General features: G+C 70.6%; 21 protein-coding genes. 12 read left to right on the top strand and 9 right to left on the bottom strand.

The features are described from left to right. Positions 1-58 precede the first annotated feature (58 nt). Positions 59-1690: an alpha-D-glucose phosphate-specific phosphoglucomutase gene (locus tag MFF21_RS13060; RefSeq protein ID WP_238311555.1), complete on the bottom strand. Its 1632-nt coding sequence runs from the start codon at positions 1688-1690 to the stop codon at positions 59-61. Between the two features lie 222 nt (positions 1691-1912). Here MFF21_RS13060 and MFF21_RS13055 point away from each other — a divergent pair, with 222 nt between their 5' ends. From MFF21_RS13055 to MFF21_RS13045, 3 genes are all read left to right on the top strand, one after another. After that, positions 1913-3370 carry a sensor histidine kinase gene (locus MFF21_RS13055; RefSeq protein ID WP_238311554.1) on the top strand — a complete coding sequence of 486 codons (1458 nt, stop codon included), beginning with the start codon at positions 1913-1915 and terminating at the stop codon, positions 3368-3370. Between the two features lie 182 nt (positions 3371-3552). Next, positions 3553-6036: a PAS domain-containing protein gene (locus MFF21_RS13050; RefSeq protein WP_238311553.1), complete on the top strand. Its 2484-nt coding sequence runs from the start codon at positions 3553-3555 to the stop codon at positions 6034-6036. Positions 6037-6320: 284 nt separating this feature from the next. Beyond that, positions 6321-6584 (top strand): hypothetical protein, encoded by a 264-nt coding sequence (locus MFF21_RS13045; protein WP_238311552.1) that lies wholly within the window; start codon positions 6321-6323, stop codon positions 6582-6584. Positions 6585-6613: 29 nt separating this feature from the next. On the opposite strand, the gene MFF21_RS13040 is transcribed toward MFF21_RS13045, so the two are convergent. Further along, a complete protein-coding gene (locus MFF21_RS13040) occupies positions 6614-7108 on the bottom strand; it encodes a response regulator (RefSeq protein ID WP_283206531.1) in 495 nt (164 codons plus the stop codon). A 129-nt stretch (positions 7109-7237) separates the two neighbouring features. Between MFF21_RS13040 and MFF21_RS13035 the strand changes: the two genes are divergently transcribed. Then, a complete protein-coding gene (locus MFF21_RS13035; RefSeq protein ID WP_238311550.1) occupies positions 7238-9373 on the top strand; it encodes a protein-disulfide reductase DsbD family protein in 2136 nt (711 codons plus the stop codon). Here the strand turns inward: MFF21_RS13035 and MFF21_RS13030 are convergent, their stop codons facing one another. Next, on the bottom strand, positions 9374-10132 hold the full coding sequence (locus MFF21_RS13030) for a phosphatase PAP2 family protein (protein ID WP_238311549.1): 759 nt from the start codon (positions 10130-10132) through the stop codon (positions 9374-9376). Next, positions 10129-10647 (bottom strand): 2'-5' RNA ligase family protein, encoded by a 519-nt coding sequence (locus tag MFF21_RS13025; RefSeq protein WP_238311548.1) that lies wholly within the window; start codon positions 10645-10647, stop codon positions 10129-10131. The genes MFF21_RS13030 and MFF21_RS13025 overlap by 4 nt, the downstream gene beginning before the upstream one ends. 101 nt (positions 10648-10748) lie before the next feature. On the opposite strand from MFF21_RS13025, the gene MFF21_RS13020 reads away from it, so the two are divergent. The 6 genes from MFF21_RS13020 to MFF21_RS12995 all read left to right on the top strand — a co-directional run bounded on the left by MFF21_RS13020 (position 10749) and on the right by MFF21_RS12995 (position 15415). After that, positions 10749-11708, top strand: a complete 960-nt coding sequence (locus MFF21_RS13020) for an alginate O-acetyltransferase AlgX-related protein (RefSeq protein ID WP_238311547.1) — start codon at positions 10749-10751, stop codon at positions 11706-11708. 80 nt (positions 11709-11788) lie between these two features. After that, the gene (locus tag MFF21_RS13015; RefSeq protein WP_238311546.1) at positions 11789-12781 is read left to right on the top strand and encodes a glutathione S-transferase family protein; all 993 of its coding nucleotides are present in this window, start codon (positions 11789-11791) and stop codon (positions 12779-12781) included. A 33-nt stretch (positions 12782-12814) separates the two neighbouring features. Next, a complete protein-coding gene (locus MFF21_RS13010; protein ID WP_238311545.1) occupies positions 12815-13306 on the top strand; it encodes a hypothetical protein in 492 nt (163 codons plus the stop codon). A gap of 134 nt (positions 13307-13440) precedes the next feature. Beyond that, a complete protein-coding gene (locus MFF21_RS13005) occupies positions 13441-14352 on the top strand; it encodes a thioredoxin family protein (protein ID WP_238311544.1) in 912 nt (303 codons plus the stop codon). 64 nt (positions 14353-14416) lie between these two features. Beyond that, positions 14417-15085, top strand: a complete 669-nt coding sequence (locus MFF21_RS13000; RefSeq protein ID WP_238311543.1) for an LON peptidase substrate-binding domain-containing protein — start codon at positions 14417-14419, stop codon at positions 15083-15085. Between the two features lie 123 nt (positions 15086-15208). Beyond that, a complete protein-coding gene (locus tag MFF21_RS12995) occupies positions 15209-15415 on the top strand; it encodes a Trm112 family protein (protein WP_238311542.1) in 207 nt (68 codons plus the stop codon). A 6-nt stretch (positions 15416-15421) separates the two neighbouring features. On the opposite strand, the gene MFF21_RS12990 is transcribed toward MFF21_RS12995, so the two are convergent. The 5 genes from MFF21_RS12990 to MFF21_RS12970 all read right to left on the bottom strand — a co-directional run bounded on the left by MFF21_RS12990 (position 15422) and on the right by MFF21_RS12970 (position 20170). Beyond that, positions 15422-16291, bottom strand: a complete 870-nt coding sequence (locus tag MFF21_RS12990; protein ID WP_238311541.1) for a GNAT family N-acyltransferase — start codon at positions 16289-16291, stop codon at positions 15422-15424. Next, positions 16284-17003: an iron-containing redox enzyme family protein gene (locus MFF21_RS12985; protein WP_238311540.1), complete on the bottom strand. Its 720-nt coding sequence runs from the start codon at positions 17001-17003 to the stop codon at positions 16284-16286. The genes MFF21_RS12990 and MFF21_RS12985 overlap by 8 nt, the downstream gene beginning before the upstream one ends. A gap of 244 nt (positions 17004-17247) precedes the next feature. Continuing rightward, complete coding sequence (locus MFF21_RS12980) at positions 17248-18204, bottom strand: TIM44-like domain-containing protein (RefSeq protein ID WP_238311539.1); 957 nt, start codon at positions 18202-18204, stop codon at positions 17248-17250. A 108-nt stretch (positions 18205-18312) separates the two neighbouring features. Next, positions 18313-19413, bottom strand: a complete 1101-nt coding sequence (locus MFF21_RS12975) for an ATP-binding protein (protein WP_238311538.1) — start codon at positions 19411-19413, stop codon at positions 18313-18315. 124 nt (positions 19414-19537) lie between these two features. Continuing rightward, complete coding sequence (locus tag MFF21_RS12970; protein WP_238311537.1) at positions 19538-20170, bottom strand: S24 family peptidase; 633 nt, start codon at positions 20168-20170, stop codon at positions 19538-19540. A 307-nt stretch (positions 20171-20477) separates the two neighbouring features. Here MFF21_RS12970 and MFF21_RS12965 point away from each other — a divergent pair, with 307 nt between their 5' ends. Continuing rightward, positions 20478-20840, top strand: a complete 363-nt coding sequence (locus MFF21_RS12965; RefSeq protein WP_238311536.1) for a DUF952 domain-containing protein — start codon at positions 20478-20480, stop codon at positions 20838-20840. Beyond that, the gene (locus MFF21_RS12960; RefSeq protein ID WP_373325004.1) at positions 20840-21910 is read left to right on the top strand and encodes a quinone-dependent dihydroorotate dehydrogenase; all 1071 of its coding nucleotides are present in this window, start codon (positions 20840-20842) and stop codon (positions 21908-21910) included. Before MFF21_RS12965 ends, MFF21_RS12960 begins: the two co-directional genes overlap by 1 nt. Positions 21911-21956: the final 46 nt, after the last annotated feature.

Genomic DNA, 21956 nt, shown 5'->3' with positions numbered 1-21956 from the left:
CGGCAAGCGGGCCGGGCCGGATCCGCCGTCGCAGGGGTGACGGACGAGGAGTTCCTTCTCAGGTCACGACGCTCGGCTCGGCGCGTCCGGTCAGCGCCGCCATGTCCGACAGCGCCCCCGCGACGGCGACCGCCGGGGCCAGAATCTCCGCGGTCGGGCGTTCGAGCCGGGTCGGGTCGTTCACGTAGCGCTCGATATAGACCCGGATCGTCGCCCCCGCCGTGCCCGTGCCGGACAGGCGGTAGACGATGCGGGCATCCTCCTCGAAGGTGATGCGGATGCCCTGCTTATCCGAGACGGAGCCGTCCACCGGGTCGACGTAGCGGAACTCGTCGGCGCTCTTCACGGTGAAGTCGCCGACGCGGCGGCCGGGCAGCTCCGGCAACTGCGCCCGCAAATGGTCCATCACCTTGGCGGCGGCCTCGGACTCGATCTCCTCGTAGTCGTGGCGGGTGTAGTAGTCGCGGCCGAAGCGCGCCCAATGCGCGCGCACCAGCGCGTCCGCGCGCTCCCCGGTGGCCGCCAGCACGTTCAGCCAGAGCAGCACCGCCCAGAGCCCGTCCTTCTCGCGGACATGGTTGGAGCCGGTTCCGGCGCTCTCCTCGCCGCAGAGGGTGATCTTGCCGGCATCGAGCAGGTTGCCGAAGAACTTCCAGCCCGTCGGCGTCTCGTAGGCGGGGATGCCGAGGGCGGCGGCGACGCGGTCGGCGGCCCGGCTCGTCGGCATGGACCGCGCGATTCCGGCGAGCCCCGCCGCATAGCCCGGCGCGCGATGCGCCTGTGCGGCGAGGATCGCGAGGCTGTCGCTCGGCGTCACGAACAGGCCCGGGGCCACGATCATGTTGCGGTCGCCGTCGCCGTCCGAGGCCGCGCCGAAATCCGGTGCCTCCGGCCCGCTCATCAGTGCGACGAGGTCGTGGCAATGGACCGGGTTCGGGTCCGGGTGGTGGCCGCCGAAATCCTCCTGCGGTGTGCCGTTCACCACCGTCCCGGCGGGTGCGCCCAACGCCCCTTCGAGGATCGCCTTGGCGTAGGGGCCCGTCACCGCGCTCATCGCGTCGAAGCGCATGCGGAAGCCCGAGGCGAAGAGCCCGGCGATCGCGTCGAAATCGACGAGTTCGCGCATCAGCGCGGCGTAGTCGGCGACGGGGTCGATCACCTCGACGCGCATGTCCTCGATCCGGCTCGTCCCGATCCGGTCGAGGTCGATGTCGGGCACCTCGACGATACGGTAGGCCTCGATCGCCTTCGTGCGCTCGTAGATTGCCGCGGTGACCGCCTCCGGGGCAGGGCCGCCATTGGCGGTGTTGAACTTGATGCCGAAATCGCCCTCCGGGCCGCCGGGATTGTGGCTCGCCGAGAGGACGATGCCGCCGATGGCGCCGTGCTTGCGGATCACGCAGGAGGCGGCGGGCGTCGAGAGCAGCCCGCCTTGGCCGACGAGGACCCGGCCGAAGCCGTTGGCCGCGGCGATCTTCAGGGTGGTCTGCACCACCTCGCGGTTGAGGAAGCGCCCGTCGCCGCCGAGGACGAGGGTGGCGCCCTCCCGGTCCTCGATGGTGTCGAAGATCGACTGCACGAAATTCGCGACGTAGTGCGGTTGCCGGAACACCGGCACCTTCTTCCGCAATCCCGACGTACCCGGCTTCTGGTCCGCGAAGGGTGTGGTCGGTACGCGCTTCGACGCCATGGGGCGGGACCCTCTCGAACTGACTTCGTCCGACTCGGTAAGCCATCCCGCCCGATCCGCAAGGTTGTGCGCTGCGAAAAACCGCGCATGCCGCTCCGGCTTCTGGAAAATCGGCGCAGGCCGGGCCTGTCTGGATGAAAAACTTAACTGTGATGCATCGGATCGCGGCCGTGGGAGTTGAAGAGCGATGTGTCGGCTCAACACCACGGAACCGGACGCCGCGTGACCACCGAGCCTAAGCCGGACGGCCACGCCTTCGACCGCGATTTCTGGCGGGCAGAGGCGCATATCGATGCGATCCTGCCCGGCGTGGGATCCCAGATCGCGGATTCCGAGCTTCGCCTGCTCGCGGACAACATCCCGACCCTGTGCTGGATGGCCCGGGGCGACGGCTACATCGTCTGGTACAATCGGCGCTGGCACGAGTACTGCGGCACCACCCCCGAGGCGATGGAGGGCTGGGGCTGGCAGGCGGTGCACGATCCGGCCGAGCTCGACCGGGTGACGAAGGCCTGGACCGCCTCGATCGCCACGGGCGAGCCCGTCGAGATGGTGTGTCCCCTGCGCGGGGCGGACGGCATCTTTCGCCCCTTCCTGACCCGCATCGCGCCTCTGCGCGACGGCACCGGCCGGGTGATCCGCTGGTTCGGCGTCAACATGGAGATCGGGGCGCAGAGGCGGGCCGAGGCGGCGCGCGACGCGACGCAGGCGCAGTACGACGTCCTGACCGACGCGATGCCGCAGATGGTCTGGTCGACCCTGCCGGATGGCTACCACGACTACTACAACGACCGCTGGTACGAGTTCACCGGCGTGCCCGTGGGCTCCACCGACGGCGAGGCCTGGAACGGGATGTTCCACCCCGAGGATCAGGAGCGGGCCTGGAAGCGCTGGCGCCATTCCCTCGCGACGGGAGAGCCCTACGAGGTCGAGTACCGCCTGCGCCACCGCAGCGGCGAGTACCGCTGGACGCTCGGCCGCGCTCTGCCCGTGCGCGACGAGGAGGGGCGGATCATCCGCTGGATCGGCACCTGCACCGATATCGACGCGGCCAAGCGCGTGGCCGAGCAGAACGAGCTCCTGAACCGGGAGCTCAGCCACCGCATCAAGAACATCTTCGCGATCATCTCCGGGCTGATCCGCCTCTCGGCGCGGCGCGATCCCGCCGTGAAGGACTTCGCCCGCGACCTGATGAGCCGCATCGCCGCCCTGGGCCGGGCACATGAATTCGCGCGTCCCCACAGCGAGGAATCCCGGCCCGAGATGCCGGAGATGATGCTGCAGGGCATGCTGCGCGATCTCTTCGAGCCCTACGGGATCGACGGCGTGCCACGGGTCGCGCTGGAGGGAGACGATGTGCCCGTCGACGACAAGGGGGCGACCCCCCTCGCGCTCCTGTTCCACGAACTCGCCACCAACGCGGCGAAATACGGCGCCCTCTCCGTGCCCGACGGCCGGGTCCGCGTCTCGGTGGCCCGCACCGGCGACGACCTCGCCCTGGTCTGGGAAGAGCAGGGCGGCCCCGCGATCGAGGGGCCGCCGAGCCGCCGGGGCTTCGGCACGCAGCTCGCCACGATGAGCGTCGAGCAGCAGCTCGGCGGCCTCCTGGTGCGGGAGTGGCGGCGGGAGGGATTGCGGGCGAGCGTCGCCCTGCGATGCTCGCGGTTGGTCCGGTCTTGAGACGTCCCTGGCCGGAACGGGAGCGGCCGCGTGCGAGCAAGCGCGGCCCAGCTTTGGCGTGCGATCAGAAAACTTTCCGCGATCGTTTCCTGCACGGTCGCTCGATCAGCTGCACTTCGCGACAATGTCCGCGAGTTGACATTTCTGCTTCGATATCATTCCCGTCTGTGGGTTAGTGACCCATGAACGAACGCGCGACCATCGAAGAGCTTCAGCGCCGCCTGAGCGCGGCCGAAGCTGCTTTGCGCGCCCGCCCCAGAACAGCCGCAGCCTCAAGGAAGAACGGATCGGCTTCCCTCGGCAACGAGGCCTGGCTCGCCGTCCAGAAGGAAGCGTTCCAGGCGGCCATGAACGACGCTCCGCTGAAGGCGTCCCTCGGCCTCCTGGCCGACGCCGTCGTGAGGCAGATGGGCGACGGCCGCCGGTGCGCCTTCTACATCAGCGACGGCAAGGGCGGCCTGCACCATGTCGTGGGCATGTCCGAGACCTATGCGCGGCAGGTCGACGGTTTCAGGATTTCTCCGGAATCCGTGGCCTGCGGATTGGCTGCGGCGAAGGGAGCGCCGGTGATCACGCCGGACGTGCTCGAGGACCCCCGCTGGCGGCCCTGGATCTGGCTCGCCCGGGAACATGGCTATCGCGCCTGCTGGTCCTTTCCCGTGGAGGCGGCATCGGGGAAGCTCGTCGGCTCCTTCGCCATGTATTTCGACGAGCCGCGCGAGCCCGCACAGAGCGATTTCATCCTCGCGGACGAGCTCACGACCAGCGCCGCCATCCTCATCTCCCGTCATCAGGAGGCCGCGGAGCGTGTCCGGGCGGAGATGGCCCTGCGGGAGAGCGAGGCGCGCTTCCGGGCCGTCGCCATGGCCAGCGCCCAGATGCTGTACCGCATGAGTCCCGATTGGCGGGAGCTGCGCCAGCTCTCCGGAGGCGACCTCCTCACGAATATCTCGGAGCCGATCGACAATTGGGCGGAGATCTACCTGCTCCCCGAAGACCGGCCGACGATCTTCGCCGCCATCGAGGATGCGATCCGCGCGAAATCCCTCTTCGAGCTGGAGCTCCGCGTCCGCAAGGCAAGTGGCGGCATCGGCTGGGTGCTGTCGCGCGCCGTGCCCCTCCTCGACGACGCCGGCGAGATCCGCGAGTGGTTCGGCGTCGGCAGCGACGTGACCGAGCGGCGGGAGGCCCAGGAGAAGGTGCGGCTCGCCGCGGAGGCGCATCGCGACGAGCTGGAGCGCCAGGTGCAGGACCGGACGGCGGAACTCAGGGCCAGCCGCGATCTGCTCCAGGCCACCATGGACTGCTCCATGGACATGATCCAGGTGTTCGAGGCCGTGCGCGACGGGGGGGGCGCGATCGTCGATTTCCGCTGGCTCCTGAACAACCACACCTCCGAGCGCCTGTATGGCCAGGTGCTCGGGCAGCGCCTGCTCGAACGCAATCCCGGCGTGGTGCAGGAGGGGATCTTCGACGCCTTCAAGCGCGTCACGGTGACGGGCGAGCCGTCGATCGCGGAGCGGCACTACGTCCACGAGCAGTTCGACGGCTGGTACTTCCAGTCCGCCGTGAGGCTCGGCGACGGCGTGGCCACGACCACCAAGGACATCACGGCCTGGAAGGATGCCCAGGCCGAGGTGCTCCGCCTGCGCGACGAGGTGGCGGAGGCCAAGCTCCGCGAGAGCGAGGCGCGCTTCCGCACCCTGGTCGAGGGCGTGCCGCAACTGGTCTGGAGGGCGGTCGACGGCGGCGAGTGGACGTGGTCGAGCCCGCAATGGAGCGCCTATACCGGTCTCTCCGAAGCGGAAAGCTGCGGTTGGGGCTGGCTCGCCGCCCTCCATGCCGACGATCGCGACGCCGCCATGGCCCTCTGGCAATCGGCCGAAGGTTCCGGCCGGCTGGAGATGAACGGGCGCATCCGGCACGCGGCCGAGCAGCGCTACCGCTGGTTCCAGAGCCGCGCCACCCCCGTGCGCGACGAGACCGGGCGGATCGTCGAATGGCTCGGCACGTCGACGGATGTGGACGATCTGCGCCAGATGCAGGAACGCCAGCAGGTGCTCGTCGCCGAGTTGCAGCACCGGACCCGCAATCTCCTCGGCGTGGTCCGCTCGATCGCCGGGCAGACCATGCGCGCGAGCGAGACCCTGTCGGCGTTCGAAGGGGCCTTCAACAATCGCCTGAACGCGCTCTCCCGGGTTCAGGGCCTGCTATCGCGCTCGGAGGACGAGCCCATCACCATGGGCGCCCTGATCCGCTCGGAGCTGGACGCCCTGGGCGTCTCGGACCAGTCGCACCGCGTCAAGGCCAGCGGGCCGGAAGTCCGGCTGCGCAAGAGCACGGTGCAAACCCTGGCGCTCGCGCTGCACGAGCTGGCCACGAATGCCCGCAAATACGGCGCGCTCGTCTGCGAGGGCGGGACCCTTCAGGTGACGTGGCGGACCTATGCGGACCGGACGGGCCGGCGGCTCGCGCTCGAATGGCAGGAGACGGGGCTCGACCGCCGGCGCGAGGAACGGAGCCCGGTGACCAAGCAGGGCGGATACGGCCGCGAGCTGATCGAGCGTGCGCTGCCCTACGCGCTTCAGGCGCGCACGACCTACGAACTCGGCGAGACCGCTCTGCTCTGCACCATCGATCTGCCGCTCCCCGAGAACGCCCTCTGAGCCGCCTCATTCGGCGCGCGGGATCACCAGGTCTGACCAGGGACATTCCCGGTCGTCTCCAGGCGGGCAGACGAGGCCCGTTCAGGCGAGGTGGAAACTTTCGGATCATTCTCCGTCTGTTTTTAGCGCCCGGCGCGTCGAAGAAATATTCTGCACATGGTGCGGGCTAGATGAGAAATTGTATTTTTTCAATTTCATTGCGAACGATCAGAACTCGGAACTTAAGGATTCGCTCACGGGTGCCGGTCTAATTTTGGTGCTGACATTGTTGGAAAGGCACCTCGATGGGGAAGTGGGTTCCGGCCGTGGCCTCCATCGGGCTGCTCTGCCTCCTCATCATCCCGGCACCCGGTGTGCTCGGCCTGTTGATCGGGACAGCCTGCGCGCTCGCCATCATCATCAGCGCCGTGATGTGGTTTCTCGACAGGATGGCAACCCGCCTGCTGGTGTGGGGCGCCTCCTTCAAGCGCAAGGTCGCGGGCAAGCGCCGCCGCGACGTGCATGCCGGTTCGGGCATCAGCAAGAAGACGACCCGCCGGGTGGCGTGAGGGCCTGCCTTTAGAGCCGGACGGACTGCTCAGGCCGACGGGCTGAACGTCCGGAACCCCTCCGGCGGAACCAGGCGCTCGCCCTTCCGGCAGCCGATCGCGTAGGCGATCACCTGGTCGACTGCGGCCTCGTCGCAGGGCTTGGTGATGACGCCGAGGGTGCCCGGCACGCCGTTGCCCAACATGCGCGGATTAGCGGTGACGAAGATCACGGCGATGCCGCGCCGGCTCAGCATGGCGCCGATCTCGGCGCCGGTGGCGCCGTCGCGCAGGTTCAGGTCGACGAGGGCGATGTCGGGATCGGCGGCGGCGAGCGCCGTGGCGGCCTGGAGATCGGGGGCGATGCCCGTGCAGACATGCCCGAGATCCTCGATCGTCGCCTCCATGTCGGCGGCGACCAGCATCTCGTCCTCGACGATCAGGATCCGTGCGCTCACACCTTGCTCTCCTTGAAAGCCGGGGCCGCGGATCAGGCGCGACGATGCCGCATCCCGGACCGCCGGCCCGATCCTTACGAAGGGCACGACGCCACTTCGTCTAGCCCATGAACGCGCTCGGGATCCAGGGGCTCCCGCTGTCACGGGCCGATCACCCCTGTTAAGAACGACGGACGGCGCCTCTCGCCTGCCATCTTGCACCGCCAACCCTCCGCGATGATCCGCCTCCTCCTCGTTCTCTGCCTGCTCCTCTCCGCCCTCGGCCTCGGGCCGGCGCGGGCGGCGGGGCAGAGCGTGAAACCGAAGGACCTCGTGCGGGCGAGCCTCGTTTCGGAAGAGACGGCGCTGGTGCCGGGCCGCCGCCTCACCCTCGGCCTGCGCCTGGTGATGAAGCCGGGCTGGCACGTCTACTGGCGCAACCCGGGCGATTCCGGCCTGCCGCCGGACATGGCCTGGGCCAATCCGGCGGGTTTTTCCGTGGGCCCGACCGCCTGGCCGGTGCCCGAGCGGATCCCGGTCCAGACGCTGATGAATTACGGCTACGAGGGCGAGGTGGTGCTGCTCGTGCCCGTGACGGCGCCCGCAACCCTCGCCTTAGGCGGCAGCGCGCGTCTCGGCGGCCATCTGACCTACCTCGTCTGCGAGGAGATCTGCATTCCCGGCGAGGCCGACCTGAGCCTCGACCTGCCCGTGGCCGCCGAGGCCGAGAAGGATCCCGCCCAGGCCGGCCTGTTCGCCCAGGCCCGGGCCGCCTTGCCGGAGCCCTCGCCCTGGCCCTACCGCCTGACCCGTACGGGCGAGAGGCTAGTGCTCGATCTCGACCGGACCGGGCTCGCCGCGGGCGCCGTGACCGGGGCGGCCTTCTTTCCCTATGCCGAGACCGTCCTCGACAATGCCGCGCCCCAGGATTTCTCCGTCGACGGAACCGGTCTTCACCTGACCCTGAAGCCGACCGACGCCGCCAATCCGCCGCAGGATCTGCCGGGCGTGCTTGTCTTCACCGAGAACGGCGAACGCCAGGCTTATGCGCTCGGCAAGGAGCCGGAGCCCGCGCCCGCCCCGGCAGCGGCTGCCTCTCCCGGGGCCCCTTCCGCAGAGCTCCCGCGCGACGACGGCGAGGCGCTGACGTTTTGGAGCGCCGTCGCCTTTGCCTTCCTCGGCGGGCTCATCCTCAACCTGATGCCCTGCGTCTTCCCGGTCCTGTCGATCAAGGTGTTGAGCCTGGTGAAGCAGTCCGGCGCCTCGGCCGCCCGCGTGCGCCGGCACGGCCTCATCTACACCGCGGGCGTGCTCGTCAGCTTCCTGGGCCTGGCCGGCCTGCTGCTGGCGCTGAAGGCCGGCGGCGCCGGGATCGGCTGGGGCTTCCAGCTCCAGTCCCCCGTCGTAGTGGCTCTGCTCGCCTACGGGCTCTTCGCCATGGGCCTGAGCCTCTCCGGCGTCGTCCATGTCGGCGCCGGCATTGCCGGGCTCGGCGACGGGCTGACCCGGCGGGCGGGCTATCAGGGCTCGTTTTTCACCGGGGTGCTCGCCACCCTGGTGGCGACCCCCTGCACCGCCCCCTTCATGGGCACTGCGGTCGGTTTCGCGCTGACCCAGAGCCCGGCGGTGAGCCTCGCCGTCTTCGCGAGCCTCGGTCTCGGGCTCGCCCTGCCGTTCCTGTTGCTCACCCTGTTCCCCGGCGCCCTGCGGGGGCTGCCGCGGCCCGGCGCCTGGATGGATACGCTCAAGGGCGTGCTCGCCTTCCCGGTTTACGCCACCGTCGCCTGGCTCGTCTGGGTGCTGGCGCAGCAGGTCGGCCCGAATGGGCTCCTGGCCGGTTTGTGCGGGCTGGTGCTCGTGGGCTTTTCCGCCTGGGTCTGGGAGCGGGCGCGGCATTCGGGCCGCACCGGCGCCGGCCTCGCCCGGGCGGCGGCCTTGGCGGCTCTGGCCGCCACCCTCGGCCTCGTCGCCGTCCTCGACGGCGACCGGGCGCGCGCCGCCTCCACCGTCTCGGCGGAGGGGGTCGAGCCCTTCACCCAGGCCCGTCTCGACGCCCTGCGGGCGGAGGGCCGCACCGTCTTCGTCGACATGACCGCGGCTTGGTGCATCACCTGCCAGGTCAACGAGCGCACGGCGCTGGCCGGCGAGCGGGTCCGCGCCGCCTTCAAGGCCGGCGACGTCGCCTATCTGCGCGGCGACTGGACCAACCGGAATCCCGAGATCACCGCTCTCCTGGAGCGCCACGGCCGCAGCGGCGTGCCGCTCTACCTCGTCTATCGTGGGAGATCCGAGGCCCGGGTGCTGCCGCAGATCCTTACCGAGGGCATCGTGCTCGCGGAGATCGGCAAGCGGGCGGACTTGGCGGGGCGCTGATCACGCCGGCGGCGGATCCGGCGCCTCCACCTCGCCGCGGCGCTGCAGCTGCAGGGCGACGAACCAGCACAGGGCCGCCCAGGCGGCGCCGACGCACCAGCCGGCGAGCACGTCGCTCGGCCAATGCACCCCGAGATAGAGCCGGCTGATCCCCACCAGCACGGTCATCGTGACGCCGAGCGTCAGGGCCAGCACCTTCACCCGCCGCCGCGGCTCGATCCGGGCGAGCAGGGTGGCGAGCGTCAGGTAGGCGATGGCCGACATCATCGCGTGCCCGCTCGGGAAGCTCGCCGTGAAGGTCTCCATACCGTGGGGCACGAGGTCCGGCCGCGGCCGGTGGTAGAACAGCTTCAGGAGCGTCGAGACGGCCTCGCCCCCCACCACCGCGGCGAGGACGAAGACCGAGGCGCGCTGCTTCTGGGCCAGCGCCAGATAGGCGGCGACGCTCAGGGTCAGGAAGACGATGGTGACGACGCTCCCCCAGCCGGTGATGTCGCGCATGGTCTCCTCGAGCCAGGGCGGCCCGATCGGGTCGGCGAGGTCGGCCGGATTGCGCAGGGCGAGCAGGATCTTGCGGTCGAGCGCCTCGGTCGAGCCCTCGCCCACCTCGCGGGCCAGGGCGAAGAAGCCGTAGCCGAGCACGCTCAGGGTCAGCAGGGAGAGGAGAGGGCCGACCTCGTTGAGGTGCAGGCGCAGCCACACGGCCGAGACCGGACGCACCAGGGGCTGTCCGCGCCGGGCCAGATCGGGAAACTTCACGGGACGCCTCCGAAACCGATCGCCGCAATACGCTCCCAGGGCCCGCCGCGATAGCGCCAGAGCCGCAGGCCCGGTGCCCTGAAGCGGAAGGGCACGAAATCCTCCGCGAGTGCCGCATGCAGGGCCTTGGCGGCCTCGGGGGCGACCTTGTTCTGGATTGTGACGTGGGGCCGCCAGCCCTGCCGGTCCTGGGCGGTGAGCCGCCCCGAGAAGGCGGCGGCGAGGCGCGCCCGGAAGGTCTCCAGCGCGGGGCTTTCCAGGACATAGGCGACCCCGCGGCCGAGCAGGCGCAGGCCGGTCACCGCCACCTCGGGAGGGGGCTGCGTGCGCGCGAGCGCGGCGAGGGTCTCCTCGATGCCGGCCTCCACCTCGCCGGGCAGGTGGTGGAACAGGGTGGCATGCGCAGGGATGAAATTGAGCGCCTCCGGGAAGTGCCGGCGGCGCAGGCCGTCGAAGTGCACGAAGGTCGCTTCGTCGAAGGCCAGGGTCAGGATCAGGGGATCGGGCGCGGGCATCGGGCTCGGCATGATGCGGGAGAGGCGGACATGGCGCGGGCGGGCTGTCCGTCCAGCATCCGTCTGTTCACGCCGGGCCGGGCTGGTTTAAGAGGGCGGCGATGTCTGACCCTGCCCGGAGAGCGGCCCGCCGCGCGATTATCCATGTCGGACGTGACGGCTGGCTCTTCCTGATCGGCGGCACCAACGGCGTCCTGCGGCAATACCGGCGCTCGCTGGCGATGTGGTGGTGCCTGCGACGCTGGAAGCGGCTGGTCGAGGCCCGCGCCCGGCGGGCGGAACGGCTCGGCATCCGCTACGTCCATGCCATCGTGCCGGAAAAGCTCTCCGTCTACGACGACCGGGTCGATGGGCTCGCCTACGATCCCGCCCTGTCCCCGGCCCGGCGCCTCGCCCGCAAGCTCGAGAAGATCCCGGGCGTCGTCGATCTGGTCGCGCCCCTGCGGGCCATGCGCGACGGCCCGGTCGAGCTGTTCCGGCGCACGGATTCCCACTGGACCTACGATGGCTGCCTGATCGGCTACCGGCTGATGATGCGGGCCTGCGGTGCCGTGCCGCCACCCGGGATCGGCGAGCGCCCCCGCTTCGAGACCGAGGGGCTGTGGGACCTCGGCGACAAGCTGCCGAACCTGCCGCGGGAAACGGTGACCAACTGGGCGGTGGAGCGGGATGCGCGGCGCGACTACGCGAGTCCCCTGGTTCTCGCCTACGAGGAGGCGGGCCGGGCCGGCGACCTGCATGTCGGCGCGCATGTGATCTACCGGAACGACTCCCCCCATGCCGATCCGCGGGTTCTGGTGCTGTTCGGGGATTCCTATTCCCACTACGCGCCGATCCTGCTCACCGGCTTCCTCTCCGAGAGCTTCCGCGAGATGCACTTCGTCTGGTCGTCGAGCATCGACTGGGGCTATGTCGAGACGGTGCGCCCGGACGTGCTGATGTTCGAGATCGCCGAGCGCTTCCTCGTGCGGGTACCGGAAGACGATTTCGACGTCGCCGCCTTCGAGAAGCCGGACATGCCGGCCGCCCGGCGGCAGGCGGCCCTGGCGCCGGTGGTCTGACGGGGCGGCTCGGGGATGGCGGCGCTCTTCCCAAGCGCGTCCCCGCCTCCATGTGTGAAACGCGGGAACAGGAGGGTCCGGTGGGGCTGCTCGTCGAAGGTGTCTGGCAGGACCAGTGGTACGACACGAAGAGCACGGGCGGCCGCTTCGAGCGGAAGGCCTCGGCCTTCCGCAACTGGGTGACGGCGGACGGAGCGCTTGGCCCTTCGGGCGAGGGTGGCTTCAAGGCCGAGGCGGGGCGCTACCACCTCTACGTCTCCCTCGCCTGCCCCTGGGCGCACCGCACCCTGATCGTGCGCGCCCTGAAGGGCCTGGAGGAGGCGATCTCGGTCTCCGTGGTCTCGCCCTACATGCGCGAGGAGGGCTGGGTGTTCCAGCCGGCTGAGACGGGCGGCATCCCCGGCGCCACCGCGGATGCCGTCAACGGCGCGGACAGGCTCTACGAGGTCTATCTCAGGGCCGAACCCCGCTACACCGGCCGCGTCACCGTGCCGGTCCTCTGGGACAGGCAGCGCGCCACCATCGTCTCGAACGAATCCGCCGAGATCCTCCGCATGCTGAACGGCGCCTTCGGCACCGCCGGCCCCGATCTCTATCCGGAAGCCCTGCGGGCCGAGATCGATGCGGTGAACGAGCGCGTCTACGACCGCGTCAATAACGGGGTCTACAAGGCCGGCTTCGCCACGACGCAGGCGGCCTACGAGGAGGCCTTCACCGCCCTGTTCGACGAGCTCGACGCCCTCGAGGCTCGCCTCGACCGGAGCCGCTATCTCTGCGGCCCGGACCTGACGGAAGCGGATATCCGCCTGTTCACGACCCTGGTGCGGTTCGACGCGGTCTATGTCGGGCACTTCAAGTGCAACCGGCAGCGGATTGCCGATTACCCAAACCTGTCGAACTACCTGCGTGACCTCTACGCCCTGCCGGGCGTGGCCGGCACGGTCGATCTCGACCACATCAAGCGGCACTATTACGGCAGCCACGCCAACATCAACCCGACGGGCATCGTGCCCGCGGGGCCGGCCCTGCATTTCGATGCCCCCAACGACCGCGCCCTGCGCTTCTCCGCCTGAGAGCCGGTCCCTTCGAGGAAACGACCCGACGCCATGAAGACCGGTTTGAAGATGCTCCTCCTCGTCGCTCCCGTGCTGGTGGCCGGCCCGGCCCTCGCGCAGCAGACCGCCAGCGTGACCATGGAAGGCCGCTGCGAGAAGCTGGTGATCGGCGGGCAGGACATCACCCAGAATTGCAAGGAGAAGCTCGTCAACACCGTCTCCGGCACGCGCACGAGCTTCGACTTCGCGGCCTGGGACGGGCAGACGCTGAGCTTCAGCGGGGTCGGCGCCCAGCAGGAGCGGACCGAGGAGACCGATCCGCTCCAGCCGATCAGCCTCGTCATCCCGGGCAAGAAGGACGCCAACGCCATCGTGCGCAACCCGGCCCCGGCGGTCGGCTCCTGCACGTTCTCGACGCCGGAGCCCGGCAAGACCATGATCGCCTGCACGGCCAATTCCGCCGGCAAGACCTACGAGGGCGTGTTCGTGACGGAGGCCAAGGCTTCGGACGCCAAGAAGCCCGAGGATGCGCCCAAGCGCTGAAACGATCGCTGAACCGATCCGGGGAGAAGCGGCCGGGGTCTGCGCGAAAACCCTGGCCTTCCTGGGCGGATGGCACCATCTATGCGGCGTCGCGCACAGCGCGAGCCCAACCGACGACGAGACTTGAGGGTTCCATGCTCACCGACGCCTCCGCGACCGGCCCGACGCCGGCTGCCGGCCTGATCAAGGAGACCAGCACCGCCGGCTTCCGCCAGGACGTGATCGCGGAATCGATGAACCAGCCGGTGCTCGTCGATTTCTGGGCGCCCTGGTGCGGCCCCTGCAAGCAGCTCACCCCCATCCTCGAGAAGGTGGTGACGGCGGCCGGCGGCAAGGTGAAGCTCGTCAAGCTGAACATCGACGAGCATCCCGCGGTCTGGCAGCAGATCGGCCAGCAGCTCGGCCTGCAATCGATCCCCGCCGTGATCGCGATCGACCGCGGCCGTCCGGTCGATGCCTTCATGGGCGCGATCCCCGAATCCGAGGTGAAGAGCTTCGTGGGCCGCCTCGCCGGCCCCTCCGAGGTCGAGCAGGTGATGGAGGAGGCCGCCGCGGCTGCGGCCGCCGGAGACCTCGCCACGGCCTCCCAGCTCTACGCCGCCGTCATCCAGGAAGAGCCGGAGAACATCGCCGCCCTCGCGGCGCTCGCCAAGATCCAGGTCGATGCCGGCCAGCTCGACCATGCCAAGCAGGTGCTCGCCATGGTACCGGCGGGCAAGGAGAACGACCCCCTCCTCGCCGGCGTGAAGGCGGCCCTCGAGCTCGCGGAGCAGGCGGAGAGCCTGGGCGATCTGTCTGCCTTCCAGCATCGGATCGAGGCCGATCCGGACGATCACCAAGCGCGGTTCGACCTGGCCCTGGGCCTCAACGCGCTGGGCAAGCGCGACGAGGCGGTGGACCAGCTCGTCGCCATCGCCCGCCGGGACCGTAACTGGAACGAGGATGCCGCGCGCAAGCAGCTGCTCCAGTTCTTCGAGGCCTGGGGCCTGATGGACCCGGCGGCGATCCGGGGGCGGCGGCAGCTCTCGACGATCCTGTTCTCGTGAGCGGGGTCCGCTCCGTCACCACAACCGCGGCCGTGCGCCGCCATCGGTCAGGGGGGACGGCGCGATGAGCTTGCATGCCGGCTACAAGGCACCGGCCGATTGCCCGGGGGTCATCCCGGTCTTTCCGTTGCCCGGCGCCCTGCTGCTGCCGCGGGGGCAGATGCCGCTCAACATCTTCGAGCCGCGCTATCTCGCCATGGTCGACGAGGCCCTGCGCACCGACCGGATCATCGGCATGATCCAGCCGGATGCGGAGGGCGGCGGCTCCCCGATGGCGCCGCGGCTCTACCGGATCGGCTGCGCCGGCCGGATCTCGCAATTCGCGGAGACGGGGGATGGCCGCTACCTGATCTCGCTGACCGGCGTCGCCCGCTTCCGGGTCGAGAGCGAGATCGCCGGCCCGACGCCGTTCCGGCGCTGCCAGGTGAGCTACGACGACTTCGCCTCGGATTTCGAGGCGCGTGCGGGCGAGGAGCAGGTCGACCGCGAGGGCGTGCTCAAGGCCCTGCGCGACTTCGTCGAGGTCAACGACCTCAAGGTCGACTGGTCGGGCATCGAGGAGGCGCCGAACGAGGCCCTCGTCAACGCGCTCTGCATGATGAGCCCCTTCGGCGTGCGCGAGAAGCAGGCGATGCTGGAGGCGCCCGACCTGAAGACCCGGGCCGAGGTGCTGGTCGCGGTCACCGAGATGGAGCTGGTGCGCGGCGACGGCTCCGAGCCGACGCTGCAGTGACGGCGCACCCGCTCGGGGCTCGGACGATGCGGGCGGGACCGTGCGGATGCGCGATGACGAGTTTCGCCCGCGCCGGCTGCGCGCTATAGCCGGCGCGGCTCCCTTTCAGCGGATTCTCCACACATGGCCGAACAGACGACGCAGCCGGTCGAGGCGACCCGGGTCGATCCCAAGCTCCTGGAATTGCTGGTCTGCCCCCTGACCAAGGAGCCGCTCGACTACGATGCAAGCCGCCAGGAGCTGATCAGCCGCTCGGCGAAGCTCGCCTACCCGATCCGCGACGGCATCCCGATCATGCTGCCGGAGGAGGCGCGCCCGCTCACGGAGTAGCGGACGCTATCCGTAGACACCGCAATAGCGCCGCCCGAGGGGCGAGTGGGGAAAATCCTCCAGCGCCATGAAGAGCGGGATCATGTATTCCCGGAAGACCGGATCGTAGAGCGGCGCGCCGATCACCGCGCCGCCGGTGCCGAGGTGGAACTCCACCGCCCGCGGCAGGACGAGCCCGTCGAGATCGCCCGCCCGCGCGGCCAGACGCTCGGCGGTGCCGTAGGCGGGCTTGAGGCCCTCGCCCTCGTCCTCCTTGGGCAGGCTCAGCGTCGGCGCGGCCGCCAGCCGGCCCCTGCGCTTCAGCAGCGCCATCATGATCCCCGCATCGGCGGCGCTGTCCGTGCCCGTCAGCGCCAGCCCGATCCAGTGGCTCACGCCGGCCCGGAGCGAGCTCTCGTAGGCCGCCTGGTAGAGCCGGCCGATCGCCGGGGAGCCGCGATAGGCGGGCAGCACCGCCGCCCGGCCGAGCTCCGCCACCACCGCGCCCGGCGGCAGCCCGGTCAGCTGCCCCTTCAGGGTCAGCGGCAGGCCGAGGGGCGTGTCGTGGTGGCGGGCCAGCGCCCCGTTCGGCCGCAGCAGCCGGAGGGTGGCGATGGGCTGCCCGTGCCGGTAGGCGACGAACAGGTCCGTCGTGTCGAGCAGGTCGAAGCCGTTCACTTCGCGCAAGGACGGCAGGAAGCCGCCCTCGAAGCGCATGGTGCGGGAATAGACTTCGAAGCGGATCCGCGTCGCCGCGTCGAGCTCCGTCACCGTCCGCGCCCGCACCACCCGGTAGGGATCGGCGGCGCGCATCCCCGCCGGGAGGCCGCCGGACGCGTCCGGCCCGGCGGTGCCCCGATCGAGGACGACGGAGCCGTCCTCCCCGCCCTCAGGCATGGAGGGCCGGCTTCAGATGCGCGTCGGCGAGCTCGTCGAGCATGCCGAGATAGGCCTCGCGGGTGGCCGCGGCGGTCATGATGATCGCCTCCTGCTCCGCCGGGTCGGTCAGGCCGACGAGGATCCGCTCCATGTCGTCGACATGGCCGATATCGGCCTCCGCATGCAGCTCGAGGAAGGTCGTGGCCTTCTCGATGCCGTCGATGCCGCGCTTGGCGCGGAGCGCCCGGGCGCTCGGGCCGGCCCGATGCACGGCGAGCCCTTCGAGGACATAGGCGCTGCCGAGGAAGGACGCCGGGTGCCGTCCCTGCGTCGCCGCCTTGATCCAGGCGTTGTAGGCGGTGATCCAGCCGCCGGCGCCCTGCTCCTCCAGGGTCTTCTCGGCGCTGAGGCCGAGCGCCCGCAGGTCGTTGTCGATGAGGACGTCGTGGTCCTCCTCCTCTTCGGCCTTCTGGAACAGCAGGTCGGCGAGGAAGTCGTGCTGGCCGAGTTCCTTCATCCGGCGGCCGGCGCCGGAGAGACAGGGATAGGTCAGGGCCACGTAGTGCCGGGTCTGGACGAGATAGGACACGTAGAGGTCGCGGCCGGCCGAGCCGTCGAGCAGGGCCTTGCCCGCCGCCCGCTCGTCCGTGCCGGCGACGAGCCGGTCGAGTTCCGCCCTCAGAGTCGCGACGAGGGCCTCCCCACCGCTGTCGACAACCGTCTGATTCATCTGACGCACGCTCCGCATCGGGATCCGAGGCGGAGGGCCCGAGCGCCCTCCGCGACGCCCGGACGCTAGGCCGGGCCGGGGGGCGGCCTCCAACAAAACGGGGCAGCGGATTTTGTCGCCGTCATGCTTGACAGAGCGAGACCCTAGGTTGCCAGTAGCAACCGCCGTGACCAGAGGTCACGAAAAAGGGCGCGCGGTCCGAAGACCGCGCGCCCTGTCGCATTCCGAGCGGTTGAGGGCCGCGTCAGCGACCCTGCTGGATCGCCGAGAGCTGCCAGCGGCCGCCGCGCTCGCGCACGAAGGTCCAGAACTCCTTGGCCTCGGTCGGGCCGTTCTCCAGCACCTGGCCCGAGCGGCGGTCCAGGGTGATGTCGCGGAGCGAGAAGCGCATGGCGACGGTGGCGTATTCCGCCGTGCCCTCGCTCCAGGCCTCCGAGAGGTCGCCCTGGAGGAGCTTCACGTCGGAGATGCGGTTGACCACGCCGCGGGCGGCATTGGCGCGCAGTTCTTCCTCGAAATAGCCGACCATCTCCGGGGTCGCGAGGTTGCGCAGGGCCGCCACGTCCTCCTGGCCATAGGCGGCCTGGATCGCGTTCAGGCTCTGCTCGAAGGCCTCGTAGTCGGAGGGGCCGATCTGGATCGGGCGGGACGGCGCCGCCGCGGCGCCCCCGCCAGAGCCGTAGCCGGCATTGGGCTGGCCCGGGCCGTTCGGATTCGGGCCGCCCAGGTTCGAGCGCGCATAGCCCGCATTCGCCATGGCAGGCTCGCCCTGGCGGCGGCGGAAGAAGCGCAGCGCCAGCATCACCAGGCCGACCAGAAGGCCGATCTGGAGCAGCAGGCCGAGGAAGGAGGCGATGCCGCCGAGTCCGCCGAAGAGGCCGCCGCCGAGCAGGGCGCCGAGGAGACCCGCGCCGAGCAGGCCCGCGAAGAAACCGCCGCCGAAGCGGCGTCCCTGCGAGGGGGCCTGCATGCCGGGATTGTTGAAGCCCGGGCTCGGCTGGGTCTGCGAGCGCTGCATTGGGCCGGTCGCGCCGGGCGAGGTCGTCGTCGCGGCGGGCGGGCTATAGGTCCGCGAGCCGCGCGAGCCCATCCCGCCTCCGCCGCCCGGCCGGGCGTCGACGGCAGTTGCGGCGAAGGCCAGCGACGCGGCGAGCGCGAGCATGGTCGCGGCGCGCCGGCGACGGGGTTTCAGGGAATCCATGTCGATCCTCGAAGAAGGGTCCGAGAGGGCAGAAGCGCCCTCTCAAAATATGGTGACGGCCGAGCGTGCTTTTTAGTCCTTCCAAAAAGCACTTCTCCACAGCTGTGCTCAGCCGGCCGCAGGAAACACGAGGCGGATGGTGGCGCCCTCGTTGGGGCGGCTGTCGAGGGTGATGGTCCCGCTCTGCCGCTTCATCAGCCCGTGCACGATGGCGAGTCCGGTGCCGCGGCCGGCCTCCCGGCTGGTGGCGAAGGGGGCCAGCGCCCGGGTCAGCATCTCCGGTGACAGGCCGTGGCCGGTATCCGTGACGGCGATGCCGACGGCGCCGTTCTCGGGGCGCTGCAGGCTGCGGTCGCCGGGGGGCACCAGGAAGGTGCCGATGCTGATCCGGCCCGCCCCCGAGATCGCCTCGCAGGCATTGGCGAGCAGCAGGTCGAGGGCGAGGCCGACCTGGATCGGGTTGGCCAGCGCCATCGGCAGGTTCGGTACCGTCTCCGCGGTCAGGCTCAGCCGCTCGGGCATGCGGGGGCTGTGCCGCTCGACGAAGGCCGCGACCACGGCGTTGAGGTCGATCGGGCGCACGTCCGGCGCGATCCGCCGGGAATGGGCGAGGAGCTGCCGCGTCAGCGCCGCGGCCCGCTCCGAGGCTTCCGTCGATCGGGTGAGCGCCCGGCGCACGAAGGGCTCCTGCCGGTCGCCCAGGCGCCGGTTCAGGCCGTCGATGTAGCCGATCAGGATCTGCAGGAAGTTGTTGAACTCGTGGGCGACGCTGTTGGTGAGGAGCCCCAGCGCCTCCCGCTGGCGCGACAGGGCGAGCGCACCTTCGGCATCCTTGCGCCGGGTCACGTCGACGATCTGGCCGACATGGCCGCCGGCGGGTAGGGGCGCGAGATGCAGTTCCCCCCAGTAGCCCGCTCCGCCCTCGGCCTCGAACAGCAATTCGCCCGCGAAGGCCGTGCCCTCCGCGAGGGCCGCCTGCAGGCCGTGCAGGGCGCCGGCCTCCTCCTGCCGGGCCAGCAGCGTGTCCAGGCTGCGACCGAGGAGCGCCTCCGGCGCGAGGCCGGTCAGGGCGGACAGGGCCACATTGGCGGCCGTGAGGACGGATGCGCCCGGCGGCCCCGCGATCAGGAAGGCCGGCACGGGCAGCGCCGCGAGAAGAGCCGCCTCTGCCGGGGAGACGGACGCGCCGCCGTCGCGATGCGATGTCATGCTCGGATGCCCGCCGCCGGTTGAGGCCTCACCGGCAAGAGATAGGCTCTCTCCGGGCCACGGCTACGCCTTCGCGGCGATGGCGGAAGCGCGACGGGCGCTCAGCCGAACGCGATCGGACGGCTCACTGCCGCACCCACATCACCCGGGCGATCCAGGTGACCTCGCTCAGCGGCACGGTGCGGTCCTCGTGGGCCGGGTTGAGGGAGACGAGCTCGATGGTGCGGGCCGTGCGCCGGCGCAGCTCCTTGGCCAGCACCTCGCCGGTGACGAGGCGGACGACAATGCGGTCGCCCTTGCGGATGCTCGCCGTGGGCGAGACGATCAGCACATCCCCGTCCCGGTAGAGCGGCGCCATCGAATCGCCCTGTACTTCGAGGGCGAAGGCGCGGTCGCCGCCGAGATCGGGAAACTCGATCTCCTCCCAGCCCGGGCCGCCGGTGGGCATGCCCTCCTCGGTGAAGAGCCGGCCGGCCCCCGCCTGGGTCATGCCGATGAGCGGCACCATCGAGCGGATCGGACCCTCGCGGGCCGCGATCAGGCGGAAGAAGTCGTCGAGGCTGGCACCGGTGGCGGCCAGCACCTTCGAGACCGATTCGGTCGAGGGCCAGCGCTTGCGCCCGTCCGGGCCGATTCGCTTCGAGCGGTTGAAGCTGGTCGCGTCGAGGCCCGCCCGCCGGGCGAGCCCGGAGGCGGAATAGCCGTAGCGCTCGGCCAGCCGATCGATCGCGGCCCAGATCTGCTCGTGCGACAGCATGTCGGACTCGGGAAGGTTTGGGGCGCGATGTGGGACTGCTAACCTAGGACTAGGAAAGTAGAGCCAAAAGAAAGGAGACGCAACGCATCTTTCGGGATGGTGAGGTTTTCGCACCTGAGGCGCGCCGAGGCTAGAGCCGGCGGCGGCTGTCCGATGCAATGGCCCCGGTTGCCGCCATGCGCCGCGCGCATTATCGCTCCCGCGGCCTCTGGAGCACGCCCGCCACGCTGGTCGGGCGGGGCTCTCAAGCCCTGAGATTCCGCGCTCCCGGCACCCGCCGAGGACGCGCGCTCCAATGGGGAGGGCGATGGCGCTCATCTACAAGATCTGTCCGCGCGGCCTCTGGCAGGCCGCCGAGGCAGCGGGCGTCTTCACGGGCGCCCCCGTCGACCAGGCCGACGGCTTCATCCATTTCTCGACCGCGTCCCAGGCGGCCGAGACGGCGGCGCGGCATTTCGCGGGGCAGGCGGACCTGCTCCTCGTCACGGTGGAGGCGGCGGCGCTCGGCGACGCCCTGCGCTACGAGCCGTCCCGCGGCGGCGACCTCTTCCCCCATCTCTACGGCCCGCTTCCCCTCGCCGCCGTGCGCGCGGTGGACCCGCTGCCCCTCGGGGCGGAGGGTCGGCATGTCTTCCCGGCGGCGTTCGGCCCGGAAGGCGGTTCGGCGTGATGGGCCCCCTGTTCTCCCTGGCGCGTCCCGTCCTCCACGGGCTCGATGCCGAGGCCGCCCATGGCCTCACCCTGCGCGCCCTGGCGCTGATGCCCCCCCTCGGCCCGGCACCGGACGATTCCCGCCTGAAGGTCGAGGCCTTCGGGCGCCGCTTTCCCAATCCCGTCGGCCTGGCCGCGGGTTTCGACAAGGGCGCGCAGGTGCCCGACGCGCTGCTGCGCCTCGGCTTCGGCTTCGTCGAGGTCGGCGGCGTGGTGCCGAAGGCGCAGCCCGGCAATCCCCGCCCGCGGGTCTTCCGGCTCGTCCGCGACGGCGCGGTCATCAACCGCTTCGGCCTCAACAGCGAGGGACTCGCCGTGGTGGCGCCGCGCCTGGAGCGGCGGCGCGGCCGGCCGGGCCTCGTCGGCGTCAATATCGGGGCGAACAAGGACTCGGTCGACCGGCTCGCCGACTACGTCGCCTGCACGAAGGCGCTGGCGCCCCATGTCGCCTTCGTCACCGTCAACGTGTCCTCGCCCAACACCCCAGGTCTGCGCGACCTGCAGGGCGAGGCCTTCCTCGACGATCTGCTCGCCCGGGTGGTCGAGGCGCGGGACGGGACCTCGCCCGACACCGCCGTGCTCCTGAAGATCGCCCCCGATATCGGGCTCGAGGCCCTCGACGCCATGGTCGCCACGGCCCAGCGCCGGGGCGTGCAGGGGCTTGTCGTCTCGAACACCACCATCGCCCGGCCGCAGAGCCTCCAGGAGACGGTGCTCGCCCGCGAGACCGGCGGCCTCTCCGGCCGCCCGCTCTTCGGGCCTTCCACGCGCCTCCTCGCCCAGACCTTCCTGCGCGTCGGCGAGGCGATCCCGCTGATCGGGGTTGGCGGCGTCGATTCGGCGGAGGCCGCCTGGACCAAGATCCGGGCCGGCGCGAGCCTGATCCAGCTCTACTGCGCCCTGGTCTATCAGGGGCCGGGCCTGGTCGGGGCGATCAAGCGCGGCCTCCTCGAACGCCTTGAGGCGGAGAGGCTGCCCGGTCTCGGCCCGGTCGTCGGCCGCGACGCGGAGGCCATCGCCCGCGGCTGAGCGGCGGCCCGCGGCCCATGCAACCTTTGAGGAGTATGGGCCGCCC

It is taken from the genome of Methylobacterium organophilum (assembly GCF_022179465.1).
Taxonomy (GTDB): Bacteria; Pseudomonadota; Alphaproteobacteria; order Rhizobiales; family Beijerinckiaceae; genus Methylobacterium; species Methylobacterium organophilum.
Note: the sequence above shows the minus strand (reverse complement) of the source record. Positions and strands in the feature narration are given on the sequence as shown.

What these genes read in the sequence shown, in the direction of transcription:
- MFF21_RS13060 (WP_238311555.1), bottom strand. Translation starts at nt 1,690, where the DNA reads ATGGCGTCGAAGCGCGTACCGACCACACCCTTCGCGGACCAGAAGCCG.
- MFF21_RS13050 (WP_238311553.1), top strand. Translation starts at nt 3,553, where the DNA reads ATGAACGAACGCGCGACCATCGAAGAGCTTCAGCGCCGCCTGAGCGCG.
- MFF21_RS13045 (WP_238311552.1), top strand. Translation starts at nt 6,321, where the DNA reads ATGGGGAAGTGGGTTCCGGCCGTGGCCTCCATCGGGCTGCTCTGCCTC.
- MFF21_RS13035 (WP_238311550.1), top strand. Translation starts at nt 7,238, where the DNA reads ATGATCCGCCTCCTCCTCGTTCTCTGCCTGCTCCTCTCCGCCCTCGGC.
- MFF21_RS13025 (WP_238311548.1), bottom strand. Translation starts at nt 10,647, where the DNA reads ATGCCCGCGCCCGATCCCCTGATCCTGACCCTGGCCTTCGACGAAGCG.
- MFF21_RS13020 (WP_238311547.1), top strand. Translation starts at nt 10,749, where the DNA reads ATGTCTGACCCTGCCCGGAGAGCGGCCCGCCGCGCGATTATCCATGTC.
- MFF21_RS13010 (WP_238311545.1), top strand. Translation starts at nt 12,815, where the DNA reads ATGAAGACCGGTTTGAAGATGCTCCTCCTCGTCGCTCCCGTGCTGGTG.
- MFF21_RS13005 (WP_238311544.1), top strand. Translation starts at nt 13,441, where the DNA reads ATGCTCACCGACGCCTCCGCGACCGGCCCGACGCCGGCTGCCGGCCTG.
- MFF21_RS13000 (WP_238311543.1), top strand. Translation starts at nt 14,417, where the DNA reads ATGAGCTTGCATGCCGGCTACAAGGCACCGGCCGATTGCCCGGGGGTC.
- MFF21_RS12995 (WP_238311542.1), top strand. Translation starts at nt 15,209, where the DNA reads ATGGCCGAACAGACGACGCAGCCGGTCGAGGCGACCCGGGTCGATCCC.
- MFF21_RS12990 (WP_238311541.1), bottom strand. Translation starts at nt 16,291, where the DNA reads ATGCCTGAGGGCGGGGAGGACGGCTCCGTCGTCCTCGATCGGGGCACC.
- MFF21_RS12985 (WP_238311540.1), bottom strand. Translation starts at nt 17,003, where the DNA reads ATGAATCAGACGGTTGTCGACAGCGGTGGGGAGGCCCTCGTCGCGACT.
- MFF21_RS12980 (WP_238311539.1), bottom strand. Translation starts at nt 18,204, where the DNA reads ATGGATTCCCTGAAACCCCGTCGCCGGCGCGCCGCGACCATGCTCGCG.
- MFF21_RS12975 (WP_238311538.1), bottom strand. Translation starts at nt 19,413, where the DNA reads ATGACATCGCATCGCGACGGCGGCGCGTCCGTCTCCCCGGCAGAGGCG.
- MFF21_RS12970 (WP_238311537.1), bottom strand. Translation starts at nt 20,170, where the DNA reads ATGCTGTCGCACGAGCAGATCTGGGCCGCGATCGATCGGCTGGCCGAG.
- MFF21_RS12965 (WP_238311536.1), top strand. Translation starts at nt 20,478, where the DNA reads ATGGCGCTCATCTACAAGATCTGTCCGCGCGGCCTCTGGCAGGCCGCC.
- MFF21_RS12960 (WP_373325004.1), top strand. Translation starts at nt 20,840, where the DNA reads ATGGGCCCCCTGTTCTCCCTGGCGCGTCCCGTCCTCCACGGGCTCGAT.